At 57.4% G+C, this 24,983-nt stretch carries 28 protein-coding genes and 1 pseudogene; 16 read left to right on the top strand and 13 right to left on the bottom strand.

Annotated features, from left to right (window positions below; genetic code table 11):
• Positions 1 to 490: 490 nt before the first annotated feature.
• On the bottom strand, positions 491 to 937 hold the full coding sequence (locus AC13C0_RS01535; protein WP_482953833.1) for an MOSC domain-containing protein: 447 nt from the start codon (positions 935 to 937) through the stop codon (positions 491 to 493).
• A 293-nt stretch (positions 938 to 1,230) separates the two neighbouring features.
• On the opposite strand from AC13C0_RS01535, the gene AC13C0_RS01540 reads away from it, so the two are divergent.
• Positions 1,231 to 2,496: a c-type cytochrome gene (locus AC13C0_RS01540; protein ID WP_482953854.1), complete on the top strand. Its 1,266-nt coding sequence runs from the start codon at positions 1,231 to 1,233 to the stop codon at positions 2,494 to 2,496.
• Positions 2,497 to 2,543: 47 nt separating this feature from the next.
• On the opposite strand, the gene AC13C0_RS01545 is transcribed toward AC13C0_RS01540, so the two are convergent.
• Positions 2,544 to 2,723, bottom strand: coding sequence for a hypothetical protein (locus tag AC13C0_RS01545; protein ID WP_482953834.1), 180 nt, complete (start codon positions 2,721 to 2,723; stop codon positions 2,544 to 2,546).
• Positions 2,724 to 2,775: 52 nt separating this feature from the next.
• Between AC13C0_RS01545 and AC13C0_RS01550 the strand changes: the two genes are divergently transcribed.
• Entirely contained in the window at positions 2,776 to 3,066 is a 291-nt protein-coding gene (locus AC13C0_RS01550) for a transposase (RefSeq protein ID WP_482953835.1), read from the top strand.
• Here AC13C0_RS01550 and AC13C0_RS01555 read toward each other — a convergent pair.
• On the bottom strand, positions 3,055 to 3,486 hold the full coding sequence (locus AC13C0_RS01555) for a tautomerase family protein (RefSeq protein ID WP_482953836.1): 432 nt from the start codon (positions 3,484 to 3,486) through the stop codon (positions 3,055 to 3,057). The genes AC13C0_RS01550 and AC13C0_RS01555 overlap by 12 nt on opposite strands.
• A gap of 310 nt (positions 3,487 to 3,796) precedes the next feature.
• On the opposite strand from AC13C0_RS01555, the gene AC13C0_RS01560 reads away from it, so the two are divergent.
• Complete coding sequence (locus AC13C0_RS01560) at positions 3,797 to 5,068, top strand: mechanosensitive ion channel family protein (RefSeq protein WP_482953837.1); 1,272 nt, start codon at positions 3,797 to 3,799, stop codon at positions 5,066 to 5,068.
• Positions 5,069 to 5,195: 127 nt separating this feature from the next.
• Here AC13C0_RS01560 and AC13C0_RS01565 read toward each other — a convergent pair whose 3' ends face one another.
• The 3 genes from AC13C0_RS01565 to AC13C0_RS01575 form a co-directional block, all read right to left on the bottom strand.
• Positions 5,196 to 5,630, bottom strand: coding sequence for a DUF3010 family protein (locus AC13C0_RS01565; RefSeq protein WP_482953855.1), 435 nt, complete (start codon positions 5,628 to 5,630; stop codon positions 5,196 to 5,198).
• A 29-nt stretch (positions 5,631 to 5,659) separates the two neighbouring features.
• A complete protein-coding gene (locus AC13C0_RS01570) occupies positions 5,660 to 6,004 on the bottom strand; it encodes a PBPRA1643 family SWIM/SEC-C metal-binding motif protein (RefSeq protein ID WP_482953838.1) in 345 nt (114 codons plus the stop codon).
• A gap of 216 nt (positions 6,005 to 6,220) precedes the next feature.
• Complete coding sequence (locus AC13C0_RS01575) at positions 6,221 to 6,781, bottom strand: hypothetical protein (protein WP_482953839.1); 561 nt, start codon at positions 6,779 to 6,781, stop codon at positions 6,221 to 6,223.
• Between the two features lie 444 nt (positions 6,782 to 7,225).
• On the opposite strand from AC13C0_RS01575, the gene AC13C0_RS01580 reads away from it, so the two are divergent.
• The 3 genes from AC13C0_RS01580 to AC13C0_RS01590 are packed head-to-tail and all read left to right on the top strand — an operon-like array spanning position 7,226 to position 9,049.
• Positions 7,226 to 7,537 (top strand): type II toxin-antitoxin system HigB family toxin, encoded by a 312-nt coding sequence (locus AC13C0_RS01580; protein ID WP_482953840.1) that lies wholly within the window; start codon positions 7,226 to 7,228, stop codon positions 7,535 to 7,537.
• A gap of 5 nt (positions 7,538 to 7,542) precedes the next feature.
• Positions 7,543 to 7,959 carry a helix-turn-helix domain-containing protein gene (locus AC13C0_RS01585; protein WP_482953841.1) on the top strand — a complete coding sequence of 139 codons (417 nt, stop codon included), beginning with the start codon at positions 7,543 to 7,545 and terminating at the stop codon, positions 7,957 to 7,959.
• Between the two features lies 1 nt (position 7,960).
• Entirely contained in the window at positions 7,961 to 9,049 is a 1,089-nt protein-coding gene (locus AC13C0_RS01590) for a DEAD/DEAH box helicase (protein WP_482953842.1), read from the top strand.
• A gap of 295 nt (positions 9,050 to 9,344) precedes the next feature.
• On the opposite strand, the pseudogene AC13C0_RS01595 reads toward AC13C0_RS01590, so the two are convergent.
• Positions 9,345 to 9,863, bottom strand: a pseudogene (locus AC13C0_RS01595) (alanine:cation symporter family protein); the annotation flags it as partial.
• A gap of 287 nt (positions 9,864 to 10,150) precedes the next feature.
• On the opposite strand from AC13C0_RS01595, the gene AC13C0_RS01600 reads away from it, so the two are divergent.
• The gene (locus AC13C0_RS01600) at positions 10,151 to 10,354 is read left to right on the top strand and encodes a cold shock domain-containing protein (protein WP_227539482.1); all 204 of its coding nucleotides are present in this window, start codon (positions 10,151 to 10,153) and stop codon (positions 10,352 to 10,354) included.
• On the opposite strand, the gene AC13C0_RS01605 is transcribed toward AC13C0_RS01600, so the two are convergent.
• Both AC13C0_RS01605 and AC13C0_RS01610 read right to left on the bottom strand, forming a co-directional pair.
• On the bottom strand, positions 10,355 to 11,347 hold the full coding sequence (locus tag AC13C0_RS01605; protein WP_482953843.1) for an MBL fold metallo-hydrolase: 993 nt from the start codon (positions 11,345 to 11,347) through the stop codon (positions 10,355 to 10,357). It lies immediately after the preceding gene.
• A 74-nt stretch (positions 11,348 to 11,421) separates the two neighbouring features.
• Positions 11,422 to 11,802: a MerR family transcriptional regulator gene (locus AC13C0_RS01610; RefSeq protein WP_482953844.1), complete on the bottom strand. Its 381-nt coding sequence runs from the start codon at positions 11,800 to 11,802 to the stop codon at positions 11,422 to 11,424.
• An 81-nt stretch (positions 11,803 to 11,883) separates the two neighbouring features.
• Here AC13C0_RS01610 and AC13C0_RS01615 point away from each other — a divergent pair, with 81 nt between their 5' ends.
• Positions 11,884 to 11,982, top strand: coding sequence for an NAD-dependent epimerase/dehydratase family protein (locus AC13C0_RS01615; protein WP_482953845.1), 99 nt, complete (start codon positions 11,884 to 11,886; stop codon positions 11,980 to 11,982).
• A gap of 19 nt (positions 11,983 to 12,001) precedes the next feature.
• Positions 12,002 to 12,637 (top strand): SDR family oxidoreductase, encoded by a 636-nt coding sequence (locus tag AC13C0_RS01620; RefSeq protein WP_482953856.1) that lies wholly within the window; start codon positions 12,002 to 12,004, stop codon positions 12,635 to 12,637.
• Positions 12,638 to 12,809: 172 nt separating this feature from the next.
• On the opposite strand, the gene AC13C0_RS01625 is transcribed toward AC13C0_RS01620, so the two are convergent.
• Positions 12,810 to 13,139 (bottom strand): DUF2780 domain-containing protein, encoded by a 330-nt coding sequence (locus AC13C0_RS01625; RefSeq protein ID WP_482953857.1) that lies wholly within the window; start codon positions 13,137 to 13,139, stop codon positions 12,810 to 12,812.
• Between the two features lie 356 nt (positions 13,140 to 13,495).
• Here AC13C0_RS01625 and AC13C0_RS01630 point away from each other — a divergent pair, with 356 nt between their 5' ends.
• From AC13C0_RS01630 to AC13C0_RS01655, 6 genes are all read left to right on the top strand, one after another.
• Positions 13,496 to 14,509 (top strand): DctP family TRAP transporter solute-binding subunit, encoded by a 1,014-nt coding sequence (locus AC13C0_RS01630; RefSeq protein ID WP_482953846.1) that lies wholly within the window; start codon positions 13,496 to 13,498, stop codon positions 14,507 to 14,509.
• A 60-nt stretch (positions 14,510 to 14,569) separates the two neighbouring features.
• The gene (locus AC13C0_RS01635) at positions 14,570 to 15,064 is read left to right on the top strand and encodes a TRAP transporter small permease (RefSeq protein WP_482953847.1); all 495 of its coding nucleotides are present in this window, start codon (positions 14,570 to 14,572) and stop codon (positions 15,062 to 15,064) included.
• Positions 15,054 to 16,358 carry a TRAP transporter large permease gene (locus tag AC13C0_RS01640; protein WP_482953848.1) on the top strand — a complete coding sequence of 435 codons (1,305 nt, stop codon included), beginning with the start codon at positions 15,054 to 15,056 and terminating at the stop codon, positions 16,356 to 16,358. Before AC13C0_RS01635 ends, AC13C0_RS01640 begins: the two co-directional genes overlap by 11 nt.
• 113 nt (positions 16,359 to 16,471) lie before the next feature.
• Positions 16,472 to 16,861 carry a thioredoxin family protein gene (locus AC13C0_RS01645; protein WP_482953849.1) on the top strand — a complete coding sequence of 130 codons (390 nt, stop codon included), beginning with the start codon at positions 16,472 to 16,474 and terminating at the stop codon, positions 16,859 to 16,861.
• Positions 16,862 to 16,908: 47 nt separating this feature from the next.
• Positions 16,909 to 17,286 (top strand): nuclear transport factor 2 family protein, encoded by a 378-nt coding sequence (locus AC13C0_RS01650; RefSeq protein ID WP_482953850.1) that lies wholly within the window; start codon positions 16,909 to 16,911, stop codon positions 17,284 to 17,286.
• Positions 17,287 to 17,418: 132 nt separating this feature from the next.
• Complete coding sequence (locus tag AC13C0_RS01655; protein ID WP_482953851.1) at positions 17,419 to 18,633, top strand: serine hydrolase domain-containing protein; 1,215 nt, start codon at positions 17,419 to 17,421, stop codon at positions 18,631 to 18,633.
• A 97-nt stretch (positions 18,634 to 18,730) separates the two neighbouring features.
• Here AC13C0_RS01655 and AC13C0_RS01660 read toward each other — a convergent pair whose 3' ends face one another.
• Both AC13C0_RS01660 and AC13C0_RS01665 read right to left on the bottom strand, forming a co-directional pair.
• Positions 18,731 to 19,450, bottom strand: a complete 720-nt coding sequence (locus tag AC13C0_RS01660; protein ID WP_482953852.1) for a hypothetical protein — start codon at positions 19,448 to 19,450, stop codon at positions 18,731 to 18,733.
• A 173-nt stretch (positions 19,451 to 19,623) separates the two neighbouring features.
• A complete protein-coding gene (locus tag AC13C0_RS01665) occupies positions 19,624 to 21,534 on the bottom strand; it encodes a 3-oxoacyl-[acyl-carrier-protein] synthase III C-terminal domain-containing protein (protein ID WP_117618066.1) in 1,911 nt (636 codons plus the stop codon).
• A 234-nt stretch (positions 21,535 to 21,768) separates the two neighbouring features.
• Between AC13C0_RS01665 and AC13C0_RS01670 the strand changes: the two genes are divergently transcribed.
• Positions 21,769 to 23,466, top strand: a complete 1,698-nt coding sequence (locus AC13C0_RS01670; protein WP_482953853.1) for a methyl-accepting chemotaxis protein — start codon at positions 21,769 to 21,771, stop codon at positions 23,464 to 23,466.
• An 82-nt stretch (positions 23,467 to 23,548) separates the two neighbouring features.
• Here the strand turns inward: AC13C0_RS01670 and AC13C0_RS01675 are convergent, their stop codons facing one another.
• On the bottom strand, positions 23,549 to 24,946 hold the full coding sequence (locus tag AC13C0_RS01675; protein ID WP_289114228.1) for an IS1380 family transposase: 1,398 nt from the start codon (positions 24,944 to 24,946) through the stop codon (positions 23,549 to 23,551).
• Positions 24,947 to 24,983 lie beyond the last annotated feature (37 nt).

Here is a 24,983-nt window from a genome sequence, read left to right on the forward strand (position 1 = left end):
GGGAGGAAAGCGCAGTTGAGTTGGGATAGAATTGGACATGGGCGAACCTTGTTTAGCTTCTTCCGAAGCGTTATTGTCGTAACTCCCATTATATCAATGGGTTGAGCAAGGTTCGCCTTTTTTTATGAATTTTTCGGGCTAAGAGCGTTCGACATAACCATGCACAGCAGCAGCCTGCGAGGCACCGATTTCAAAATCACCCAGAATGGCCAGGTCATTCCGCACGCGGACTTATTTTCGTCGTTTCTGGATACGGATCGCCTTCAGGAAACCGGGACAGATCTATTTCCAAGTCCGAATGGTGCCCGCTGTCCACGATGAGTCTTTTGCAGCTTTGCCGTGGCCGGCCTTGTGCTCTCTTTAAATTCGTACTCTTGAAACAGCTGTTGTTTCCCGGTCACGATGGCCAGGCGCGCTGAGGGCTTAGGGCTGATCCTTTTGGGGTAGTAGCAATGCCTGCACTTTGTCACCGTGAGCCAGTTCACCCCCTTCAACCACCCGCGTAGTAATTGCCTCCATGCCCACGCATGGCGTTGTACCCACCCGGCCCGAGGGCAGTCTCCATCTTGCTGCAGGGGTGGCACAGGCCCGTGTATTCCAGTACCACACCACCGATCCGGAACCTTTTGCCTTTCAGGGCCAGCAGGTTCAGACCAGAGACGACGATGTTGCGCCGGAAAACGTCGGGTTCAATGGCTTCCCGGTGCAAGCAGGCGGCAATGGCATGCAGGTGTTCTTTCTGGATCAGGGGCACCTGCCGTTTGCTGGTGTCGCGGCCCTTGAATCGATCTCCGTCCAGTCCTTTGCCCGGGGTGACCGTCACTCTCTCGAGCACCTGCATTGGCTCGCCGCGTGCGGGGCGGATTCCAATCCACTCAACGCGGCCGGATTGAGGAAGTGTGTCGAGCAGGGTTTGAAGTGGGGTCGATTCGGGCATGGGCTTTACAAAACTCCTTAGACGATGAGTTGGGGGCAATGTTGATGATCGTGCCCATCAGATCCACCTCAATGCTGCTCAGCCAGCCTTGAAGGCTCCTGTTTTCCCGCAAGGTATCGTCTCGCCGCTGGGGACCTCGAACTCTTTTGTCTAGGTTCCCTCTTTGAATTTTGCTTTGCAATTGCCGCTAAGCTGAACGGATACCCAGCTCTGAAAAAATAGATCTGTTCCGGATTACGCTGGATGGATTAGTGGTATCAGAAAGTGACGTGGCGCAACAGGGCAGTGAAGGGGTGCAAGCCTGTTCTTCCTGTCACGGCGCGCAGGGTGGTGGGAATGCAGCCGCCGGATGGCCGCGCTTGGCGGGGTTGAATGCCGATTATATGGCCCAGCAACTCAAAGCAATGGCTAACGGCACTCGGAGTAACCCGATTATGGCCCCCATCGCCTCTGCGCTTTCAGAACAGCAGCGTGGGGACGTCGCGGAATACTTCGCCAGCCTGAAACCTCCGACCATGGCACCCGGAGGGGAAGTGGATCAGAAAACCCTGCATCGGGGGGAGACGCTCGCTCAGCGCGGAGACTGGCAACAGGGTATTCACGCTTGTACCTCCTGCCACGGCCTCCAGGGTCAAGGCGTGGGTGTCGCTTTCCCATCGATTGCGGGGCAACCGGCAACCTACCTCCAAAACCAGATCAAGGCCTGGCAGTCCGGCAGCCGCCACAACGACCCCAATGGTTTGATGGCATCGGTTGCAAAACGCCTCAGTGACAAAGATAGCCAGGCGGTGACTCTAGAACCCGGCGCGGAGGGGTACCATCAGCCCCCAAGCCTCGACGATATTCCCGAGGGGCCGTTCGGTGACAGCGTGCGCAGCGGTTGGGAGGCATTCGTGAATACGCGCCAGCACCCGGAAGCCAGGCGCTTTGTGGGCAACAAGCAGAATTGCGGCAATTGTCATCTGGCCGGCGGTCTCGCAGCTAACTCCGCTCCCATGTGGGGCGCGTGGGGTATTTATCCCAAATACCGGGGCAAGAATGACCACGTCAATACCATGGATGAACGCATTCGCGGTTGCTTCACCTACTCGATGAATGCGAACAGTTCGGAGGCCGGTGGACCGCCCGAACCCGATAGCCAGGTGCTCAAGGATCTGCAGGCGTTCTTTTTCTGGTCGGCCGAGGGGGCACCAATTGGCAAGAATCTGCCTGGGCGCGGTTACGCGGCTGTTCCCGAACCCCGGAACGGAAGCAGCGTGAGCCGTGGTGAGGAGGTGTACCAGAATCAATGCAGCATTTGCCATGGCAGTGACGGCAGTGGAAAATTCGCGGACGATGGCCGCCAGATTTTCCCGCCACTATGGGGTGCCGGAGCCTACAACTGGGGGGCTGGAATGCACCGGATCAACACAGCGGCTGCCTTCATCAACAGTCACGAACGGCCTCAGGATCCCCGGTGGGAAGGCAGCAAGGCTAGCACGGACGAGAAATGGCACACGCACCAATGCCTCTACAACGAGACCGTTAGAGGACATACGTTGGGCGACGGCGCGGGTTAGCGACACCGATTAACCAGCCAGTGTGGATACCAGTGCTCGGCGCTGCATCACATTTCTTCATGAACCTGGGCGTAGGCCAGCATCGCGAACAGACCTGTACCACCGATAATGTTGCCGATGAGTACCGGGGAAATATGACCAGAAACCGGGACAGATTTATTTTCCGGCTTCTGTGCCTCGAGGCTAATTTGAGCCCCTATTAACCGGCTCTGTAGTTCGGTTAACATCGACCTTCAATGCACAGAATGGATTCTGTGATTCAAAAGCAAGGAGACGCTGATGCCAAGACAGGCCAGGGTGATTGTGCCCGGTTTTCCACACCATATTGTCCAACGTGGCCATAACCGCCAACCGGTGTTCATCGAGCGCCGCGACTTTGAGTACTACCTCGCAAACCTTCAGGAATGGAAGCAGATCTATGAGCTGGATGTGTTCAGCTATTGCCTGATAACTAACCATGTTCATCTGGTCGTTCAGGCAAACGACAATCTGGCCGCAATTCCTCAACTGATGAAGCGTCTGGCTGGTAAGACAACCGGGACAGATCTATTATTTCGGTCATTTGGGTAACCTGCCCCGCTTTTCTGGCGTCATTCCCCGTTCCCACTCAGTTTCGTCTCCCGGTGCTGGCAGAAACCGGCCAAACTCGATCATCTGAGTGGCGGGAATGTCCTGCAGATAGATCCAGACGTCCTCAACCGTAATGCCCGCAATTCGCACTATCTCTTCAAGCATCTGGCTTATCAGGGCCTCCTTGACCTCGGTACTGCGGCCTTGGCGTACCAGACCATGAACATACACCTGGGGCTCCTGGTTCACGGTGCCACCCACAAAGTGCTCGCCCTCATGGGTAGCAAAAAACAAAACCTGGGCAAAGAAGCGGGGTGCGCCGGTTTGCGTGTTATGGGCCGTTGTTATGGCTTCCGCTATCTGTGATTTCTGCTGCTGCGACAGAGGAAGGTTCGCGACCGTGACGGTATAAGTGGGCATGGGGAAGTCCTACCGGGAGTGGCATGTATTTACCTGTTCTGGCCGACATTGAGAATCAGGTGGTCTTGTTTCACTATAGCAATGCTTACCTGCATGGCCATGCGCATGGGTCGGGTGGGCGCAATTGGGGAATCTGGAGGGCGTAAGCATGCAAATCGGAGTGATCGCAGACACCCACAGCAAAATGCGTCCCGAAGCCCTGGAGGTTTGAAACCCGGGACAGATCTATTTTTTGGCTCCTATACTGTTTAGAGGCTGAATGCTGCCAAGTGCGGCCAGTTACTGAATTCTCGTTACCCGGGAGTTGTCGATGGTGGAAAACTGGCAAGGTTTGCTGGTGGCCATGCAGGAAATACAATTGCTGGACGTCATCCCGCAGGCCGCGGTTCTGGTGTTTGCGGGGATGGCTGCGTTCTATCTGCATCGTCTCATTGCCCGGCGTACCGCTGCCGATTCCCGGGGCATGCGACACCTGACGCAACGCGCTATCCAGCGCCTTGCCTTTCCAATCTCGATGCTGGTGGTGGTTCTGATGGGGCGCGCGTTACTTGCCGCGCTGAATCAGGCCTATTGGGCCCTGGATCTGGCTGTCCCGCTGCTGATCTCGTTCGCCCTGATCCGCACCCTGGTTTATATGTTGCGCAAGGGGATGCGAAGCGGCCCCCTGGTCAAGGCTTCGGAAAATGTGATCAGTACGCTCATCTGGCTGGTAGTGGGCCTGCATCTCTTGGGCTTGCTGCCCGGGTTGCTTGAGGCCATGGATAACCTGGCCTTCTCGGTGGGCGACCTGCGCATATCCCTGTTGGCGGTCATCAAGCTAATCCTGCTGATGGGCCTTGTGTTGGTGGTTGCCATTTGGCTTTCGGGCATTATCGATCGGCGACTGGCCCGGTTGCCGTATCTGAGCTCCGGCGCGGCCGTGGGTTTCTCCAAAGTCAGTAAGCTGGTGCTGATTACCGTTGCTGCGCTGTCCGTTCTTAATCTGGTCGGTATTGATCTCACGGCGCTCGCGGTGTTTGGCGGTGCCCTGGGTGTTGGCATTGGCTTCGGCCTGCAGCGTATTGCCAGCAATTTCATCAGCGGTTTTATTCTTGTGTTCGACCGCTCGATACGCCCCGGTGATGTGGTCAGCGTCGGCGAGAAGTTCGGCTGGGTGGTCGCACTGCATGCCCGCTACGTGGTGGTGCGCAACCGCGACGGCGTAGACACGCTCATTCCCAATGAAAACCTGATTACCACCGAGGTGATTAACTGGTCCTATTCGGACCCCAACGTACGTCTGAAGATCCCGGTTTCGGTGAGCTACAGTGATGACGTGGAGCGCGCCATGGCAATCATGCTGGAGATCGCCCGGGAGCACCCCCGCGTGATTTCGGAGCCGGAGCCGGTGTGCCGGTTAACGCAGTTCGGCGACCACGGCATTCATCTGGAAGCCCGGGTCTGGGTGGCAGACCCGCAAGCAGGTTTCGGTAGTGTAAGCTCTGACATCAATCTGGAGATCTGGCGCCGATTCAAGCAAGAAGGCATCACCATCCCATTTCCGCAACAAGACCTGTACATCAAGGAAGTGCCACCGAAATAATCATGGGAAACCCGTGGCAGATTTATTTTCCCGGAATGGTCATGCCGCAGTTGCCAAGGCAGGGTGAGGAGCCGGATGATGTGCGGGAGGCGCATAATCTCTAATTGCCGGTACACACCTTTCAGGTTCAACGACCGTGCAGCTGTCCTACATAGGCGGTGGTAAAGGCCGCTTCCTGAAAGGCCTTCAACCCCGTATCGGCAAAAGCAATTGGCAGCGGGTTGACTGCCAGGGTGGATTTGATCAGTGCCGGGGGCAGCAGGGTCACGGTAAACTCAGTACCGGTGGTCAGTTGAATGGCCGCTTCCATTTTAAAGCTGATGGCACCACCGGCAAATTTGCCTTTTGGCATCCGCTCTTTGATCGCAACACGGGTCACCCCGTACTCGGCCATTAACTCCGCAAAGGCCGCCTGGAACCGCTTCAGATCGTCACGGCTATGGTTTTTCGGCAGTGACAGTTTGCGCACCTTGCACTCCGGCAGGTTGAACTGCCCCCTGTCCATATTCAGCAAACACACCACCGCATCGCTGCCAGTCAGCTCAACCCCGCAAACAATCATAGCCATTGCCCTCTATACGCCGGTTGTCGTCAGCCACAGCACTTCTTGAATTTGATGCCACTACCGCAGTTACAGAAGTCGTTGCGGGAGGGCGATTTTACCGTGGTGACCGTCTCTCCCTTATTCAGGATAGCGGTGAGCTCAGTGATGGATTCAGCGGCGCCCTCGCGGGTATCAACCGAAATATTCGCGTGCAGCTTCGCCTTCGCCACCTGTGCCTCAACCTCCTGTTTGCGCGCCTCACTGGTAACCACCAGCGTGAGCGGATACTTCCTGCTGCCACTCTTCTGGCTGGCGTTGGTCCGAAAGCCGCCGTAAGCGGTGTGGTGCTGGCGTGCGTCCTGCCGGCCCTTGAAGAAAAATTTATCTGACATGCTGATATCCTGATGAGGAAAGTACCCAGCCTACTGCTGTGAGGAATCTTTTAGCATGCTTGCCGAAACGGTGATATAGGCAGATATAATTTCCTGAGTCGGACCGGGGAACAGGAAAACGGAGGACAGGGTCATGGAGGACAGGGTCAGGTCTTCTATTGTGCCTTGACTACAGCTGGCTAATGGGTGTCCCGGTTGCCGCGGTTTCCGGCGGCTCTACATATCCCCTAACATCCGTCGGAAGCCATCAGAATCGAGAAAGTCAGATTCCAACTTGATCAGGTTACCATTGTTGGACTGAAAGAAGACAAACGAGGAGCCCTGATCAGGCAGGAAGTAGTAGTAAGCTCTATCTGCGGCTTTCCAGATGCCCGCATCCGCACCTTGAACAAATACGCTCTTGAAAGACTCTACGCTAGCCTGATCACAACTGTGGGCTTCTTTTTCCGATAGCGTTGCCTCGAAAAAATCAGACCATCCGCAGCCTCCCGTTTCGAGTGTGTTTTCGGTACCGAAACTGATGTATCGCTTGCCGACGGTATCGGAATACTTGATCAACAGAATGTCGTGGTTTGCACCAATTGACCCAACGACGACGGGTGATCCGGGTACCTGGAACTTCATGCCAGAATAGGCTGCTGAGCAGCTTTGTGCTTCTTCCAGTGCCTCGTAGGCGATGATAGCCATACCTTGGTTTACAGATTCAGGTGAGGTTGCTCCTTCGCCCCAGAAATAATTGATGACTACGGATATGTGTTCGCGTTGATCAGATTCCATTGTTTCGTTCCTTGTAAACATGGCCCTTCCTGGGCGAGGAATCCGAAGATACAACGATGGTTGGGTGCCGACAAGGATGATAATGAAACACGAAAACCAGGAAGTGCTATCCGTTAGCTCAGAGAATTCGCTCAATTGGCCACCAATGACAAGTACATTCAATTACTACAGCCCCAATTTCCACCGCTGGACTCACGATGCTCGAGATCTGGTGGAGAAGGCCAGGCGCAAATGGTTGGCACCGGTTATGAAAAAGGCCTGCTGATTGACGCTGATGCCAAGGCAGACCAGGGTGATGGTGCCCGTTTCTCCCCACCATATTGAAGAATGGATCTGTCCCGCTTTTACGCTCCGGCTTGGAAGCAGGATAGAAACCGTCTGACCCACAGTTTCTATTTCGGAAACTTTTTGCTATGGTTTCAAAAAAAGAAACAGGGAAAGTTCGTGCACATTATTTCAAGAAAGCCGTTCAGTGATGCGGCTAGGCAGTTTCCCAATGACCGGGAGGCTCTGGTAAATACCTACACCACGTTGCGTTATGGACGGTTTGAAACACCTGATCAGCTGCGCCAGGTGTTCCCGTCCCTGGACAATTTCAAATACCGGGACAAATGGTGGGTTATCGACATTGGCGGCAACAATTTACGGCTGATCGCCTTCATTGAGTTTCGTGATAATCGCATGTATGTGAAACACATTTGCAGCCACGCCGAATACGACCGGCTGACTGACAAATACCGTCGCAATAGGGAGTGAGGCTTATGTTATCGCCTGCTTTTGTTGAGATCAGAGAAGCGCTGACTCGGGTGCCTTATGTGGCCCACATTGAGACCCAGGATGACTATGAGCGAGCGTTGGAGCTGATGGACCAACTGGTGGACGACTACGACGCCAATAAACTGTTAATTGAGATTGTGGCTGTCAGTATTGAGCGCTGGGAGGACCAGGCTGCAGAGTTTTCCGACTTCAATGCCGCTGTTGCAGAAACGGACAGGGGGATTGCTGTACTGAAAACCCTGATGGCTCAACACGGTCTTGGGGTTGCTGATCTGCCGGAGTTGGGCTCAAAGGGCAATGTGAGCAAGATTCTCAATGGTGCTGAAGGTAAAAAACTGACCCGCAAACACATGGAAGCCCTCGGCAAGCGGTTTGGGGTGTCTCCGGTACTGTTTTTCTAGGATGATTCAGTGTTTTGGCCCGCCCTTCAAGCTCCGGCCCTACCAGCAGGAAGCGGTCGACGCCACGCTGAATCATTTCCGCCAATCGGATGAATCTGCCGTTATCGTGCTGCCAACCGGCGCAGGCAAAAGCCTGGTCATTGCCGAGCTGGCCCGTCTTGCCCGGCGCAAGATTCTGGTGCTGACCCACGTAAAAGAGCTGGTGGAGCAGAATCACGCCAAATACCAGAGCTATGGGTTAACGGGCGGCGTCTTCTCCGCCGGGCTGCAGCGTAAGGAAATCCGGCATCAGGTGACCTTCGCCAGTGTGCAGTCGGTATCGGCGAATCTGGATCAGTTCCGGGATGAATACTCGTTGGTCATCATCGATGAGTGCCATCGGGTCAGCGGCGATGAAACCAGTCGGTATCAAAGGATCATTGAGCTGCTACGGCAACAGAATGATTCCCTCAAGGTGCTCGGGCTAACTGCCACCCCCTATCGCCTGGCCATGGGCTGGATCTATCGCTATCACTACCGGGGTTTTGTTCGCGGCTCTAATGAAGAGCAGGGCAAGCCGTTTCAGCATTGCATTTATGAACTGCCGTTGAGCTACATGATCAATCGGGGGTATCTCACCCGACCTGAGTTGGTTAACGCGGCGGTGGCCCAATACGATTTCTCCGCGCTGGCTCAGGATCGCTTTGGCGAATACGCCGAGAAGGACGTCAACCAACTGCTGAGCAAACATCGGCGTGTAACCCGGGCCATCATTGAGCAGGTGATGGAGCTGGCCGTTGAGCGCAAGGGGGTGATGATCTTTGCGGCAACGGTGGATCATGCGCGGGAGATCACCGGCTATCTGCCGGAACACCAAACCGCCCTGGTGACCGGCGCGACCGATCTGAATGAACGGGCGTTGCTGATTCAGCGCTTCAAACAGCGGCAGTTGAAGTATCTGGTGAATATGTCCGTGCTCACCACGGGCTTTGACGCGCGCCACGCAAAGTGTTTGGGCGTCGTTTCGCCAATAGCCAGGCTCCGAAAGTGTTCAGCTCAGCGGATGAGGTGTTTGAATTGCAGGCCTTGTTGCCGGCACCGGATTTTGTGATTGCCCGCAAGCAGAAGCACTATTGGCAGGTGCAGGAACGGATTTTTGATTATCAGGGGCAGTATCGTAAGGCGAATGAAGGGTAAGCATGCAAATCGGAGTCATCGCAGACACCCACAGCAAAATGCGTCCTGAAGCCTGTGTGGCCGGTGAAATCATCGAACTGCCGGTTTGATCAATTCGGCCCGCCGCTTCAGTACAGTTCTAATCCCGGTTTTTTGGCGACCTGGATAGAAGCCCGAAGGTTCTATCCAGGTCGTCGGTAACGGTGTCCGCTTGACGGACTCCGACACGGCTACTGAAATGCCGAGGACTCTGCGGGCAGACCGAGGGTTTTGCGATCAAAGTATTCTCGGGTCAGTTTAAAGACAACGGGGCTCAGTGCCGCAATGGCGATCAGGTTCGGTAATGCCATGAGCGCATTCAGCGTATCCGCCACCAGCCATACGAAGTCAAGATTGAGTACGGCTCCCAAAGGTACCGCCAGTATCCATAGAATGCGAAATGGCCTGATCGCCTTGACGCCAAACAGGAACTCGACACAGCGTTCACCATAGAATGACCAGCCGAGAATGGTACTAAAGGCAAAGATAGCCAGGGAAATTGCCACCACGTAGTTACCAACGCCGGGTAACGCAGTGGCGAACGCCGATGACGTCAGAGCTGCACCGGACTCACCCGACGTCCACACGCCCGAGCTGACAATGACCAGGCCGGTGATGGAACACACAATGAGGGTGTCCAAAAAGGTTCCCAACATGGCGATCAAACCTTGGCGAACCGGGTCTTTGGTCTGTGCGGCAGCGTGTGCGATGAAAGGGAAAACCGGGACAGATTTATTTTAGCGGCTTGCCTGATGGCTCAGCGCTAATTTGAGTCACTACCAACACTCCCTCTACTTCGGTTGATATCGGCTGCCAGCGCACAGAATGGATCCTGTGTTTCAACAGCAAGGAGAAGCCGATGGCGAGACAGGCCGGGGTGATGGTGCCCGGTTTCCCTACCATATTGAAAAATAGATCTGTCCCGGTTTTCGGACGATGGCACCACGCAGATCGACCAGGCACATGCTCGCCATAAGGCTCTAAAGGCGATAGTGAATTGAATCAGAAAGGGTTACTCACTGCATGGAATGACGCCACGGGATTTGGTTTCATTACTCCGGAGGGCGGTGGTGAACGGGTCTTTGCTCATATCAGCAGTTATGCAGGCCGGGGCCGGCCGGTTTCTAATCGCAAGGTGGCTTACAGCATCACGAGGGATGGTCAGGGCCGGCTGAGGGCAGGGCGGTTCCAGTACCGTTAATCACTGCGGCGACCAAACTTCCCCGTGCTGCATTACCCGAAATTCCGACTCACTCATGCCTTGCCTCTCCAACGCCAGCCGCAGTCGCCGGGGTGGCTCGTCCATGGGTTCGTCGGTCAGCACGAAGGTGCCCCAATGCATGGCTACAGACTGACGGGCGCCAATATCCTGGTGAATCCTGACCGCCTCTTCCGGTGCCACGTGCACCGGGGCCATGAACCAGCGCGGGTCGTAGGCGCCGATGGGTAGCAGTGCCAGATCAATGGGCGCAAGCAGTTCGCCAATGTTGTGAAACACCCGACCATAACCGGTATCACCGCCGAAATAGAACCGAAAGCCGTCCAGTTCGAGGAGCCAGCTACACCAGAGCGAGGTGTTGGTATCGGTGGCGGTTCGTCCGCTGAAGTGCTGGGCTGGCAGGCAGAACACTTCGTCTTTGCCGGCCAGGGGCGTCGATTGCCACCAGTCCAGTTCCACCAGATTGTGGATGCCGCGCTTCTCGAACCAGCGTCGAAGTCCCATCGGAATACAGAAGCACAGGTCAGCTCCGAAACGTCGGTGCAACTGGCGCACCGTTGCTTCGTCGAGATGGTCGTAGTGATTGTGGGAAATCAGTACCAGGTGGATCGGCGGCATTTCCGCCACCGTCAGAGCGGGTGGCGTGAACCGTTTCGGCCCGACCAATCGGAAAGGGCTGGCACGGTCCGACAACACTGGGTCTGTCAGTACGTTCAGGCCCCGGTACTGGAACAGGAAAGACGCATGCCCCAGCCAGGCCAGTTGTGGCTCTGCTGGCGGGTTCATCAGCAAGTGGCCATCCGGACGCAGCAGCGTGTAGCGTTTACCCTGCGGGAAACGTCGGCCGGGGGCCAGCTGCCAGCGCAGGAAATCCCCCAGGCCATGGCGAGGCACGGACTCCAGGTTTCGATACTTGCCCCGGTGAAAGTGGGGTTCCGCGGCAAGGGCGGCGAGGCGTTCACGGTCGATGGTCATGGATTGGGCTCACTAGCGACTGGTCTATTCGGTTAAAGCCGGGACAGAGTTGTTTTTCGGATACAGGAAGCTCGTTATTTGCAGCGCTGGCTTTCGCGTAGGGCTGCCGCGCTTTCTTCGAGCCGTTGTTGTTCCCGGCCAAGCAGGATGCTGACCTGTTTCAGTTCCCGAATCCTGCTCTCCACGGCCGCTTTTTTTTCTGCCATCAGCACCGCGCCCTGTTCACAATCAATGCTGTCGCTGCGCAGCGCGTTCAGTATTTCTCGAATCTCCCCCAGGGAAAACCCGAGTGCCTTGAGCTGGCGCACCATGGTGACTCGCTCCACTGCTTTTCGTGGGTAGTCCCGGTAATTGTTGCCACGCCGTACGACTTCCTGCAGCAGGCCGGCCTTTTCGTAATAACGCAGGGTGTGGCGGTTTACACCGGTGCGCTGTTCTAGCTCCGCAATCTGCATAACGTTCTCTCAAGCGGATGTTGACCTTAGAGTGTACTCTAACCTTTAAGGTGGTGGCAGACCCTACCAAGGAGACCTGCCATGACCCTGCTTATCACCGGCGCAACCGGCTTTATCGGCCGCCATGTCTGCGCCCAGTTTGCTGGAAAACCATGGTCATCTTCAGCAACTGGGGATTAATGGCGATGACCCGGAACGGGTGAACTGGCAGCGGGTATATCGTCGGGCGGGTGGTTATGAGGCCAGCAAACTGGAAGCTGCAATTCGTGTGCGCGCGCTGGCCAGGGCAAGCGATCTGGACCTGGTGGAAGTTCAGCCGGCCACTGTCGCGGGGCACAGCGACACCGGCAGCCTCGATACCAGTCAGCCGTTGTTTGCCTTACTCGACAATTTGGCTCGGGGACGTATGGCTATGATCCCCGGCGGCCCCGGGCACTGGCTGCCCTTGGTGGCCGTGGATTATCTGGCCGCGCTGATTGCGGTTGCCGCCACCAGTGATAGAGCCCCGGACCGGTTGTTGGCGCTGGACCCGACCACGCCCAATTTACAGGGCCTGCTCGTGATCGCCGCTGACACGCTGGGCCGGCAGGCGCCGCGACGCCATGTGCCGATCCCGGTATTGGCAGCCCTGCTGCGTTTGCCCGGCCTGCCCCGGCTGATGAATACCTGGCCGGAGGCGCTGAACTTTATTCAGCCCACTCGCTTCGACACCGCAAGCACCGATGACTTTCTGCGGGAGCAAGGGTTGGCATGCGCCCCCATGGAGACGGTCATTGCCGCCGAAAAACGGGACAGATTCAGTTTCCGCCTGATGATGTTTCGGGCTCTCCTGTAACGTTCGGTCGGTCTGCCAGATGCCTCATGGAGGCTGCATAGCAACAGTGTCATTTATTTTCGGGAGCCATCACCAGCAGCTCCTGCAACATGCTGTAGCTTAGTCCCCAGATACAGGCATCGTGGTAGCGGCAACAGGGTAGGTTCAGCCCTCGTGTGGCCTTACCACTCGCTTATCCCGCCGGCGCCCAAAGGCTCTGTAATTGCCCCAGCATTGATGAGCCCACTCCCTGATCGCCCAGGAAACTCATCAGGATGGGAACAAACTGTTGGATCATGGCGCTTTCCATGCCCAGTGCGGAGGTGAGCGTCCCCATTGTCTCGGCGCCGAGCTGGTTCTTGGCCAGCTGCAGCAGTGCGCCTGTGCCACCCATTGCCTGAGTCTTGGTAACACCAAGCTGACCCTGCAGCTGTCCGACCAGTTGCTGCGCCTCACTCGTGACTTCTGTGGTTGAAGAAATCGCTGCCGAGCCTTTGGAAAGGGTGTCGTTCAGTGCCCACAGCGTCTGGGCAAGCGCCTCCTGCCCTCGTGGGTGACCGGTTTCTTCATGGTGCTACTGATCGTCGCGGAAGTGGGGGGGAACCCTCGTTCTGGGAACGGGCACTATGCTGGGGATCTGGAACAGTTAATCCTACGAAAGTGCTGGTTATTCTCCCATTCCGAAGGATATACAGCGGGGCTCCTGAACTGTGCTGATCAATGGCATTCCCGCTGCCGTGACCAGATGTTCATACTCGGGTATATTGGTAGGTTCCTTCTTTATTGCCTCGCAGTACCTGCATTTCTATAATCATTGGGCAGTCCGCTGCCTGATTGCCGTTTGGTGATCTGACCAACTCTAATAAGAAGGAAAACGCTATGTTGAAACGTCGCACATTTCTGGCTGCCACTGCGGCGGCTACGTTACTGTTCAGTGCCGCTTCCCACGCCGAGTACAAGGATGAATACACTGTCTCGACGGTTCTCCCGTCTGCCTTCCCCTGGGGTCAGGCTGCCGACAAATGGGTTGAGTTGGTAAAGGAGCGCTCCGAGGGGCGCATCAACATGAAGATTTACAGCAACTCCCAGCTGGTCTCCGGAGACCAGACCAAGGAGTTCTCCGCCATGCGTTCCGGGCTGATCGATATGGCGGTCGGTTCTACCATTAACTGGTCGCCCCAGGTTCCGGAACTGAATCTGTTTTCCCTGCCGTTCCTGATGCCGGATTATGCCGCCATTGATGCGATTACCCGGGGGGAGACAGGTGAGGCGATCTTTGCCGCGATCAAGAAACGCGGTGTTACCCCGCTGGCCTGGGGTGAGAACGGCTTCCGCGAGCTGTCCAATTCCAAGCTGACCATTGATGAACCGGCCGATCTGGACGGGCTGAAAATTCGAGTTGTGGGTTCGCCGCTGTTTCAGGACACCTTTACCGCCCTGGGCGCCAACCCCACTCAGATGAGCTGGGCCGATGCCAAGCCGGCACTGACCACCGGTGCCGTAGATGGCCAGGAAAACCCGCTGTCGGTCTTCGACGTGGCGCGTATCGATCAGGTTGGCCAGAGCTACCTGACCCGCTGGCACTACATGGCAGACCCGCTGGTGTTTGCCGTCAGCAACCAGGTGTGGGATCAGTTCTCCGAAGAAGATCAGGCCCTGCTGAAGCAGGCCGCGATTGATGCCGGCCAGTGGGAGATCGAGAAATCCCGTGGCGAAGTGGACGCGATCCTGGCCTCCATCAAGGACCGTGGCGTGGAAGTTACTGAACTGACGCCGGAACAGCGCAATGCTTTCCAGGAGGTCACAGCGTCTGTCTACGAAAAATGGACATCGCGCATTGGCGAGGATCTCGTCCAGCAGGCACGGGACGCTGTTGCCAACCGCAACCAGTAATTCAGACTTGCCCCCGCGCTCGCCATCATCGGCGGGCGCCTGTCCCAAACCGGAGTCCCCATGCCGCCCCGTTCTCCCAAGTTTCGCCCTGAGGCCTGGCTGGCCACCACCGCCCTGATCGCGATCTGCGGGATCAGCCTTGGCAATGTCATCGTCCGCTACGCCACGGATGCATCGTTTGCCTTTACCGAGGAGTTTTCGGTTTTTTGCCTGGTTGTACTCACTTTTGCGGGGGCGGCGGTGGCGGCGCGCCACAACCAGCACATCCGCATCGAGCTGATTGAACACTACCTTCCACTCTGGGCGCGCAAGGTGGTTTACGTGCTGCAGTGGCTCGCTGGTGTGACCGTTCTGGGCATCATGACCTGGTATGGCAGTACCTTCGCCCTTCAGGAATACCAGTGGGAATCCCTGTCACCGGGCCTGGGGCTGCCCAACTGGATCTACGTAATCTGGCTGCCGTTGTTGTCAGTGGCCATCATCATCCGGATGACCCAGAACACGATTGATCGCCTGCGCGGCAAGATCGATCCGGAGGTGATTCATGAGTCCTGATCTGTTGATGATCGCCAGCTTCCTGCTGGCTCTGCTGATGGGTGTGCCGGTGGCTATAGCTCTGGGTGTGGGTGGTGTTGTCGGCATTGTGGCAGGGTTGCCTCTGGCCATGCTGGGTACCTTCGGCACCAACACCTACAACAGTGTGGCCAAGTACCCGCTGATTGCGATTCCGCTGTTTATTCTGACCGGCCTGATTTTCGAGCGTGCGGGGGTGGCCGCCAGTCTGGTGCGGTTTGCCCAGGCGATTATTGGTCCCCGGCATGGCGGACTTACCGTTGTCGCGGTGCTGGTGTGCCTCATCATGGGGGGGATGAGTGGTTCCGGTCCTGCCGATGCAGCCGCAGTGGCAATGGTCATGTTACCGAGCATGAAGAAGGCGGGCTATCCGCAGCCGTTCTCCGCTTCGTTGATTGCGGCTTCGTCGTCTACCGCGATTCTGATTCCGCCGTCCATTGCGCTGATTCTCTATTCCATTGTGGTGCCGGGCGTGGATTTGCGGGCACTGTTTGCCGCCGGGTTGTTCCCGGGCATCCTGGCGGGTGTGTCCCTGCTGGCGCCGGCGCTGTATTTTTCCAGGAAGTATCGCTGGGAAGATCCGGAGACGGTAGAGCGTCCGCCGCTCTGGCCCAGCTTCAAGGCGGCTTTGCCGGCGCTGTTTGCGCCGGTGATCATTCTCGGCGGGCTGCGTTCGGGGCTCTTTACGCCCACTGAGGCGGCGGTTGTGGCCGTCACCTATGGCGTACTGGTCGGCTGCCTGTTGCACCGAAATCTGGGCATCCGGGACCTGTGGAACCTGATGACCGAGGCGGCCGTTACCTCCGGTGTGGTCATGTTCATCATTGCGTTGGCCGGCATCTTCGCCTGGGCCGGCGCCACCCTGGGCACCTTCCAGCATCTGGCTGATGCGCTGCTTTCTCTCTCGGAAAACGGATGGGTGCTGCTGGGGCTGGTGATGGTACTGGTACTGATCGCCGGTATGCTGCTGGATGCAATTTCCATCTACCTGATCCTGATCCCGATCGTGCTGCCACTGATGAATCATTTCGGTTGGAACCCGATCTGGTTTGGCATTCTGCTGGCGATGAATATTGCCATCGGGCAGTTCACGCCACCGGTTGCCGTCAACCTGATGGTTACCACCCGTATCGCCAACATTCGCCTGGAACATACCATAGGCTGGGCGCTGGTTTTTATCGCGGCCATGGCTGCCAGCCTGCTGGTGGTGATGCTGATGCCGGGCATCGCGCTGTGGTTGCCGGAGAAGCTTGGTTATGTGGTGGGGCCTTGGTAGTGGCATTGTGGAAAACCGGGACACTGGATGTCTGCCTTGATCATGCCGTTTATGGAGATGACGCCCAGCCGAGCATGCCATCCTGCAGTACCTCGGTGTAGGAGGTCAGGTTCTTGAACGGACCGTCGTTCAGGCCGGCTGTTCTTCTCCTCTTTGGCGGACCGCACTGCGGCGTCTGTCAGGCCATGAAACCTCAGCTCGAAAAGCTTGCCAGCGAGGAATTTCCGAAACTGGTGACCGCTTACATCGATTGCCAGGAAGCTGCCGGCCCGTTGTGTGCTGCTCGCGGTATCTTTTCTTTGCCTGTTGTTCAGCTGTGGTTTGGCGGGCAACGATTCGCGGAATTCGCGAGGGTGTTCTCCATCGGCGATGTGGGTGCTGCGCTGGAGCGGCCTTATGGCTTTTGGAGTGAGGGGAAATATGTCTGTCCCGGTTTGGCACTGACTCATTGTCACCGCTCTGTTTTCTGGTATTCAGGGAGCCTGGTGCGCTACTGTTTATGAAATCCTGGGTATTCAACCTTGCCCGTTCTGGAACTTGGAGTGTGTTCATGCAGCCAAAGGATATTGTGGCTCAGTTCATCGCGGATATCCGTGCCCAGCGGCTGGATGAAGCAAAGGCCTTGCTGGCTGCCGAAGGGTTTGAATATGTGGGGCCGAACATGCGTTTCCTGAGCCGGGACGACATGCTGGCCTACCAGTTCGGTATGTTTGCCATTCAGAAAGACCTGGTTCTGCGTCAGCTCAGTGCCGACGGTGACCACGTGTTTGCGATCCTGGATTACCGTACCTACTTTGAGCCGATCGGGGATGTGCGCCTTGCCATCTGGTTTCGTGTGCGGGAAGGCAAAATCCAGTGCGTTGAAACTTTCTATAATGCGGCAGTGGTTGAAAACATGCTGGGAGGGAGCCTGCCTTCAGCCGACTGAAACCGGGACGGATTTATTTCCCATGGCCTCCGGGGCTGCATAATCTCAAATCACGGCTGGCCGCGAGCGCCAGGATCATTGTTTAATAACGCAGCAATGACTCCAAAACCACATAATCAAGGAGCCTCCTCTATGGCGGAACTCAAACAGGTTGCCGGCCTCGCATCGGACCATCTTCCTAACATTGAAGGCCACCTTGACCGTCGCTATATCCAGCCTGGAAAATTGCCCGGCGCACTGACACTGGTGGCCCGGCGAGGGGAAATTGCCTATGTAAAAGCTCAAGGGCTGATGGATGTGGAGCGCAACAAGCCGGTCCGCCGGGATACGGTTTTCCGCATTTATTCCATGACTAAGCCGGTCACATCTATCGCCATGATGCAGCTTTATGAGCAGGGGCGGTTTCTGCTGGATGATCCCGTACACAAGTATATTCCGGCCTGGAAAAACCTGCGGGTTTATAAAAGCGGTGTCCATCCCAATTTCCTGACCGAACCCGCGACTCGCACCATGACCATTCGCGACCTGTTCACGCATATGTCCGGCCTGACCTACGGATTTATGAACCGCACCAACGTTGACGCTGCCTACCGGGACCTAAAGCTGGATGGCAGCCGGAGTATGACGCTGGAAGCGCTGGTCAATCAGCTGGCGGAACTGCCGCTGGAGTTCTCGCCAGGTACGGCCTGGAACTATTCGGTCAGCACGGATGTGCTGGGGTATCTGGTGCAGCTGCTGGCTGATAAGCCTTTTGATGAGTATCTGCGAGAGCATATCTTTGAACCTTTGGACATGCCTGACACCGGCTTCCAGGTCCGCGACGATCAGCTTGACCGCTTCGCCGCCTGCTATCAGTACCAGCCCGGCGATCAGTTCAAGCTGCAGGACGATCCGCAGACGTCCCCATTCCGGCACAAAAGTAAGTTTGTGTCTGGCGGCGGCGGGCTGGTTTCCACCATTGACGATTATTTCCACTTTGCCCAGGCACTTTGTCAGGGCGGAGAGTTTCGGGGGCGGCGGGTTATTGGTCGAAAAACTCTGGAATTCATGCGTCGTAACCACCTACCTGACAATCAGGACCTGCCAGGCCTATCCGTCGGTGCGTTCAGCGAGACACCTTATGCCGGGAGTGGCTTTGGCCTGGGCTTTTCGGTAAAGACTGACGTTGCCAAATCCCAGACCAACGGATCGGTCGGCGAGTACGGTTGGGGTGGCCTGGCGAGCACCAACTTTTTTATCGATCCTGTCGAGGAACTGGTGGTGATCTTCATGACGCAACTGATCCCCTCGTCGACTTACCCGATCCGTCAGGAGTTGCGGGCCATCGTTAATGGAGCGTTGGTGTGACCCACAGAACCCGATAACTCGGGGGAAAGCCGGGTAGGCCGAGCTATGAATGAAAACCGGGACGGATTTGTTTTTGAGGGTAATCGTGCCGGGTTTTCTAGCGCCCCGAGGCCCAACTGCCCTGGCCCCAGTTTTGCCCGCTGTCGTTATTGGGGTTAAAAAAGTAGAATTCGGCGTTGACCCATTTGTGTGGATCTTCTCCACGCCCGACACTGCGTCGACCCATTTCAAAATAGATGCAATCCAGGTGCGGCACCGTCAGCAGTGAGACGGCATCCACATCCACCGGCGGCTCAGTCGCCAGTCCGGCGCCGAGCTCCCGTGAAGAAATGCTGTTGCCTTCAAAGCGCATCACCACTTCGTCGTCGCGCGCCGCCCAGGCAAGGATTCGAAGCAGTTCTGCCGGCATGTTGTAGGCCCACATGGACAGGGCGCGCGATGACTGGCAGGTGGGATAGTTGCCCTGTCCGATTCCCAGCGGGAGCCCGAGCACGTTGAGCACGTCGGCGAGCAAGAAGCACTCGGGGGAGCGGCGGCTACCAAAGACGGCCACAATTTTCTCGGCGGCAGCGTCGCAGAGTGACAGGCGTATCTGGCGCCACAGGAAAGGCGCTACCGGAGGTGCGTAGAGAATGTCCCGCTCGAGCATCATGGCCAGGCCATAGGCACACTGGCCGGTCTCGGGAAACAGGGCCTCGTCAATCAGGGTATGAATCAGCGCGGGGTAGCAGTGAAACGCGTCGGCACCGGTGTAGCTCAGCCCCAAAGCCGTTGGAATCAGGGCGTTCCAGCGGCCACGCAGGTAGCGTACCCCCAAAGAACGCGGCCGCCTCAATGGCCGGCACGCGTTCGTAAAGCGCTTCCAGACCTTCGGGGCTGAACATCAGGGGCTGTGCCGCCTCGATCACCTCGAATACCGGCGAGACGCCCTCAATGGCATTGAGTTCAGCAAGGCGGTTGATGGCCGCGTCAATTCGCTGAAATGAAAATTTATGTATGGAACGCCTCCTTGATATCTTCAATCGAGGAATGCGCCTTCGTCGACGATGGGCTCATGGCGAGGGTGGTGGTCACCTCCGGCGCAACCATCGCCGGGTCCAGGGACAGGATCACGTAGCCACCGACGGCTCCGGCGCCGAAGCCCGGAGTGAAAACCATCGATCGTTTGCTGATCGCCCCGTCGAAGACGGCATCGGCCAGCGCGATCGGGATGCTCGCCGCTGAGGCGTTGCCGACCTCGGCGATGTTGAAGTAAATGTCCTTGGCGTCGATCCCCTGGGGCTCAGCGAGTTCGATGATCATTGTCTTGTTGGCCTGATGGGGCACGATTATGTCGATCTCAAGCCCGAGCTCGGAAAGCTCGCCCATCATCTGGTTCAGGTAGCGCTTGACCAACGCCTTGACCTCGGGGCCATAGACCGTGATGTCGTTGTCGAAATCGTGATTCGGCCAGATGATGGAGTTGACCTGACTGGCGGGTCCGCTCGCATAGGTCTGGACCACATGAATGTCACGTTCACCGTCGGACGGCGCGATCACCACGGCGGCGGCCCCGTCGCCAAAGATCATCCGCGACGGTCGGGCATTGCCGATCTTGTCCGAGAACTTTTCGGCCATGACCAGCAGGACCGGACGTTCAATCTCCCGCAGCAAGCGGACCGCCTCGGCGACGCCATACGGGAACCCGGCGCACGCAGCGACGATGTCGGCCGAGCAATGGGTCTGCATGATGCCCAACTGGCCTGAGAGCCAGGTGGCGGTCGACGGAATCAGTCGGTTCGAGGTACAGGAGCAGAACAGCACTGCACCGATCTCCTCGGACCTGCGACCGGCATGCGTCATCGCTGCCCGCGCGGCCTCAAGGGCGATATTCTCCAGTGGCTCGGCGGTATAACGGCGCCGTTCGATGCCGGTTTTGTCGGCGATTTCCTCCGCGCTCATGGGCGACCATGAGGATGGGGAGTTCCGGACCACATCCTCGTTTGAGCAGACGACCTCACCCTTGCGGATTGCCAGCGCCTCGATCTTCGGTTGGATTGGTGCATCGTCGCCGATCACCACCGGCGGATAGGGTCGCACGGGCTCGACGGAAGGATCTGGCGTCGGCGCTTGCTTCGCGCCGGTGATACCACTCTTTTCGTGGTTGATGAAGTCGAGCACGTGGCGGTTCTTCGGATAATACAGCACGACGATGTCGTCATCCTGCATCTCGGCCAATGGCTTCAGCCTGGCCTGGCTCCGGTCCCAGGGGTGCTGGTTGTGCAGCACCATCGCCCAGCGCCGGAGCGCCTCGAGTTCGGCCTGCTCGTCTGAGACATCAAGGATGTCGTCGATGCTGTAGCGCGGGTGGTCGGGATTATAGTTGCCGAGGGTGGTTGTCTTAGCGCCGGCAGTGGCGAGCGCCTCGGCAATCGTGGCCTTGATTGGCGGCAGTGACGCTGCGAGATGGAGCTTGTTTGAGAAGCCGTCAAAGAGCATGTCGAACAGCTCGTCTTCAGCCGTTTCGTTCCACTTCGCCGGAAGCTGCCCGTAGGCTTCGCGGACACTTGCGGACTTGGCTTCCCGCCCCTCCCAGGGGTGCAGCAAAGACACGAAGACATCGTCGCGGGTCCGCGGGACATCGCGCCAGCGCATCGGCTGCTTGTCGTACATCACCAGCGCGTAACGGTTCGCCCAGAAAAGGTGCAGGCCGATGTCGCGCAACAGGTCATAGCGCGTCGCATAGCCTCCCGCAGCCGCCCGTTCGGCGATTTCAGTGCCGGTCGGAGCCTTCACTTCGAAGTCGCGCCGAATGATCGCCTTCAACTGGTTGAGATCGGTGATGATCGAGAAGTCGAGCTCGGTAAAGATACTTGAGGGAAACACCAGCTTTCCATGTTTGTTCAGTCGAAACGGTTTCATGAATGCTCCTTGCAGATTCTGCCTGCGTCTCTGCCGGCCCCGGGAATCAGACTTTGCTCCGGTAATTCGCCAGTTTCTCGGTGGTGTGTACTAGGCAGTATAGCTGCTATTGGCCCTGTGCCTTCTTTTGGCCTCGCAGGCTAATGGGTGTCCCGGTTTTGGTCTTTTAAGTTCTGTTGAGCCCTGCCGATAACCCAAAAACGGTTCCTACTCTTACAGAGGACGCAAATAAAAATGAATGCAGTCGCTTCGGAAAGTCGTCCACGGCAGCCTTTGGTATTCCGTGTCAGCAGTGTATTGGTTCTGGTCCTGTTCGCCCTGGTTGTGATGATGCCGGGATTTGCCATGGCCGGGTTTGGGTTGGCTGCCGTGATAACCGGGTTGGCCTGGTGGTTGGGCCGTGACCGGGTGGCCAGCGCTGAAACGCCGACTGAACCCGATGCGGGCCAGAGTCACGGGGTGCTGGATATATCAAGGGACCAACCGGTCGGCTCCGGCCAGGCAGGGCGGATTGCCAGAGAACATAATGAACTGTTGGCCAGCATGCGGGGCGCCCTGTCGGATCTGCGCCATCATGCGGTGCAGGTGGCGGTGCAGTCGGCCAGGCTGCGCAAGCTCACCGGCGAGGCGCAGCAGAGCGCCAGCAAGCAGGAACAAGTCTCCGAGCTGATTGCCCAGTCCAGTGGTGAGGGTGCCACGGCACTGGAGGACATTACCCAGCGTACCGGGTCGGTCTCGGAGCTCAATTCCCGTAATCTCGACGGGGTGCGCGAGTCCAATCAGGCGTTGTCCCAGGTGGCCGAACGAATTCGGCAGGTCAACGACCAACTGCTGACCTTCCGCGAGACCGTGGCCGGGCTCAGCGAAAGCGCTGGCAAAATCGGCAAGATTCTAGAGATGGTGCAGGGGTTCTCGGACCAGACCAACCTGTTGGCGCTGAATGCCGCCATCGAGGCGGCACGGGCGGGGGAGGCCGGTCGCGGTTTCGCCGTGGTGGCGGATGAAGTCCGCCAACTGGCCCAGAAAATTGCGTCGGCGACCGGCGACGTGCATCAGATCATCAGCGACATGGATGCCCGGGTCGGTCACACCGAGAAGGACACCGAGCAGCTGCTTGAACAAACCGATGAGGCCCGGGAAGAGGTGACCTCGACCGCTTCCCAGTTCGACGACATGTTGCAGTACATTGAGCAGGCGCACGAGGAGCTTCTGTCCATCACCTCTTCCGTGGAGGAAGTTAGTATTACCAACCGTCAGGTGCACGAGCACGGCAACGAGATCCATCACCTTGGCGGCGAACTGGCGAAGGAGATTGCCGAATCGGACGCCTACTCCGAGCAGCTTCGCAAAGCCACCGAGGCCTCCATGGCGCTGCTGGCCCGCTACCGGATCGGCCGGGGCGCCTTCGAGGAAATTCTGGAGCAGCGCCAGGCGCTGGCTGCCGAATTCGAGCAAAGGCTCACTGAGCTGGCCCGGCAGGGTGTGGACATTTTTGACCGCCGCTATGAACCGGTTCCGAATACCTCGCCACAAAAATACCGGACCCGGTTCGTCGATCGCTTTAAACAAGCGTTCCAGGACCTGACAGACCGCAGTAAAGAGCGCCTTGATGGCACGGTCTACAGCCTGTTGGTGGACGTCAATGGCTACATTCCCGTTCATCATAGAGCCACGTCGCAGCCGATCACCGGCGACCCTGAAAAAGACCTTCTCTACAGCCGTGATCAGCGGCTCTACAACAGCAATGAGACTGAAAAACGAAGGGCCAGCCACACAGAGCGGTTCCTTCTACAAACCTATCCCGAACATTTCATAAACACCCCAAGCAGCAGCCACGAAATTTTCTCGGTTAGCCCATTACGCCCAGATATGAGAATTATTAGTAGTATGCGCGCCAATGTCGCTCTGATGTCATCCAGTCACCGGCCTTAAGTGTTTATTATTTGATCAATTCCAGCGTCCGGGCGAGGGAAGGCCTCCCGAGCCCGAGATGGAGGTGAGCGCCGACGGCGGCTCAGCCGGTGTTTAACCTGGGCCGAGGCAGGCGATATAACCGTTCGGTGACTGTGTGCAGAAGGGCCTTGACCGGGCAGCTACCTGGCAGGTGGAGCTTGATGCGGTCTTTGTACTGCACCACCCGTACGGCCAGCTTGAACAGCTTGATGATGACCGTCGAGGGCTGGGCCTGAGACAACTCGGTGCCTTGCAACAGTTCGGCGCGCAAGGCGTGATGCAGCACATAGGCGGCGCAGGAGAAAAACAGGCGCAGGTGGTTGGCCGCAAAGCGGCAATCCGAGGTGCGGTCGCTGGCCAGGTCGTTTTTCATCATCTTGATGAAATTCTCGTCCTGGCCCCGGGCGCAATACAGCTCGGCGTACAGTATTTCCGGGGTTGACTCTTCCAGGGAGGTGACGACGAAGCGGGGGTTATCGCCGAGGGCCATGGTTTCGGCTTTCAGGACAGTGCGAAACGCCTGTGGCCAGGAACGGGCCTGATAATCGATCTCGTGGAAGGTGCGCGAGCGTTGCGGCGGGGCCTGTTCCGCGAGGCGAGCGTTATGGCAGCGGGTATCGTGCAGCCGCCGGGTGGATTGCAGGTGTGGCTCGGCCAGTTTTTTCAGACGGCTGTTGCCGGCCAGGCCGAACAGGAAATCGGTGTACGGATCGTCGAGCGCCAGTTGCATCAATTCCACGTTGGCGAAATGAGCATCACCACGCAGCAGGATGCGGGTCTCGGGCCAATGCTGGCGCAGCCGTTTGAGCACCCGCTTGAGGATCATTGCGTTCTCTGCCCCCGTCGGGCGTTTGCCGGGGCGCAGTGCCGCGGTAATGAACTTGCCCGACAGACCTTCAAACAGAAACAGTGGCAGGTAGCAGTGACTCTGGTAATGGTGGTTATAAAACGCCAGTTCCTGTTGGCCGTGGGTCTGGTCTTCGGAGTGATCCATGTCCAGCACGATCATCTCTGGAGGCTTGGCGTAGCTGGCGACAAACTGCTCTACAAAGGCCTCGGCGAGACGGTAAAGGTCGCGGGTGTTAACGGCATTTTCCAGGCGCGAGAAGGTCGGTGCGCTGGCCAGATCCTGCTCTGGCTCAAGCGGCTTGCGTTCGGTGCCGAGCTTGAACATCGGGTCACGGCGCAGGGTGTTGGCGTCATTGGCATCGGCATAGCCACAGGCGATCTGGAAGATCCGCTGAGTTAATAGATCGGAAAGTGAGTGGTCGATATAAGAGGCGTGACGGCGGTCGTCGATGGCCTGGGCCAGTCGATGAACCAGGCCAATCTGTTGGTCCACCCCACGCAGCAGCAGGGGGCCAAAGTCGGATGACAACGCTCCGCCCTCGAAATCAGCTCGCACGGTAAAGCCGGCAAAGGGAGGAAAGCGCAGTTGAGTTGGGATAGAATTGGACATGGGCGAACCTTGTTTAGCTTCTTCCGAAGCGTTATTG

The organism is Marinobacter sp. B-21, assembly GCF_056857895.1.

Bases quoted from the DNA above. Each gene is read 5' to 3' on its own strand.
- AC13C0_RS01630 (WP_482953846.1), top strand. From the start codon at position 13,496: ATGTTGAAACGTCGCACATTTCTGGCTGCCACTGCGGCGGCTACGTTA.
- AC13C0_RS01575 (WP_482953839.1), bottom strand. From the start codon at position 6,781: ATGGAATCTGATCAACGCGAACACATATCCGTAGTCATCAATTATTTC.
- AC13C0_RS01570 (WP_482953838.1), bottom strand. From the start codon at position 6,004: ATGTCAGATAAATTTTTCTTCAAGGGCCGGCAGGACGCACGCCAGCAC.
- AC13C0_RS01675 (WP_289114228.1), bottom strand. From the start codon at position 24,946: ATGTCCAATTCTATCCCAACTCAACTGCGCTTTCCTCCCTTTGCCGGC.
- AC13C0_RS01590 (WP_482953842.1), top strand. From the start codon at position 7,961: ATGATTCAGTGTTTTGGCCCGCCCTTCAAGCTCCGGCCCTACCAGCAG.
- AC13C0_RS01610 (WP_482953844.1), bottom strand. From the start codon at position 11,802: ATGCAGATTGCGGAGCTAGAACAGCGCACCGGTGTAAACCGCCACACC.
- AC13C0_RS01560 (WP_482953837.1), top strand. From the start codon at position 3,797: ATGGTGGAAAACTGGCAAGGTTTGCTGGTGGCCATGCAGGAAATACAA.
- AC13C0_RS01545 (WP_482953834.1), bottom strand. From the start codon at position 2,723: ATGTTAACCGAACTACAGAGCCGGTTAATAGGGGCTCAAATTAGCCTC.
- AC13C0_RS01535 (WP_482953833.1), bottom strand. From the start codon at position 937: ATGCCCGAATCGACCCCACTTCAAACCCTGCTCGACACACTTCCTCAA.
- AC13C0_RS01555 (WP_482953836.1), bottom strand. From the start codon at position 3,486: ATGCCCACTTATACCGTCACGGTCGCGAACCTTCCTCTGTCGCAGCAG.
- AC13C0_RS01605 (WP_482953843.1), bottom strand. From the start codon at position 11,347: ATGACCATCGACCGTGAACGCCTCGCCGCCCTTGCCGCGGAACCCCAC.
- AC13C0_RS01565 (WP_482953855.1), bottom strand. From the start codon at position 5,630: ATGATTGTTTGCGGGGTTGAGCTGACTGGCAGCGATGCGGTGGTGTGT.
- AC13C0_RS01670 (WP_482953853.1), top strand. From the start codon at position 21,769: ATGAATGCAGTCGCTTCGGAAAGTCGTCCACGGCAGCCTTTGGTATTC.
- AC13C0_RS01615 (WP_482953845.1), top strand. From the start codon at position 11,884: ATGACCCTGCTTATCACCGGCGCAACCGGCTTTATCGGCCGCCATGTC.
- AC13C0_RS01550 (WP_482953835.1), top strand. From the start codon at position 2,776: ATGCCAAGACAGGCCAGGGTGATTGTGCCCGGTTTTCCACACCATATT.
- AC13C0_RS01650 (WP_482953850.1), top strand. From the start codon at position 16,909: ATGCAGCCAAAGGATATTGTGGCTCAGTTCATCGCGGATATCCGTGCC.
- AC13C0_RS01635 (WP_482953847.1), top strand. From the start codon at position 14,570: ATGCCGCCCCGTTCTCCCAAGTTTCGCCCTGAGGCCTGGCTGGCCACC.
- AC13C0_RS01585 (WP_482953841.1), top strand. From the start codon at position 7,543: ATGTTATCGCCTGCTTTTGTTGAGATCAGAGAAGCGCTGACTCGGGTG.
- AC13C0_RS01655 (WP_482953851.1), top strand. From the start codon at position 17,419: ATGGCGGAACTCAAACAGGTTGCCGGCCTCGCATCGGACCATCTTCCT.
- AC13C0_RS01665 (WP_117618066.1), bottom strand. From the start codon at position 21,534: ATGAAACCGTTTCGACTGAACAAACATGGAAAGCTGGTGTTTCCCTCA.
- AC13C0_RS01640 (WP_482953848.1), top strand. From the start codon at position 15,054: ATGAGTCCTGATCTGTTGATGATCGCCAGCTTCCTGCTGGCTCTGCTG.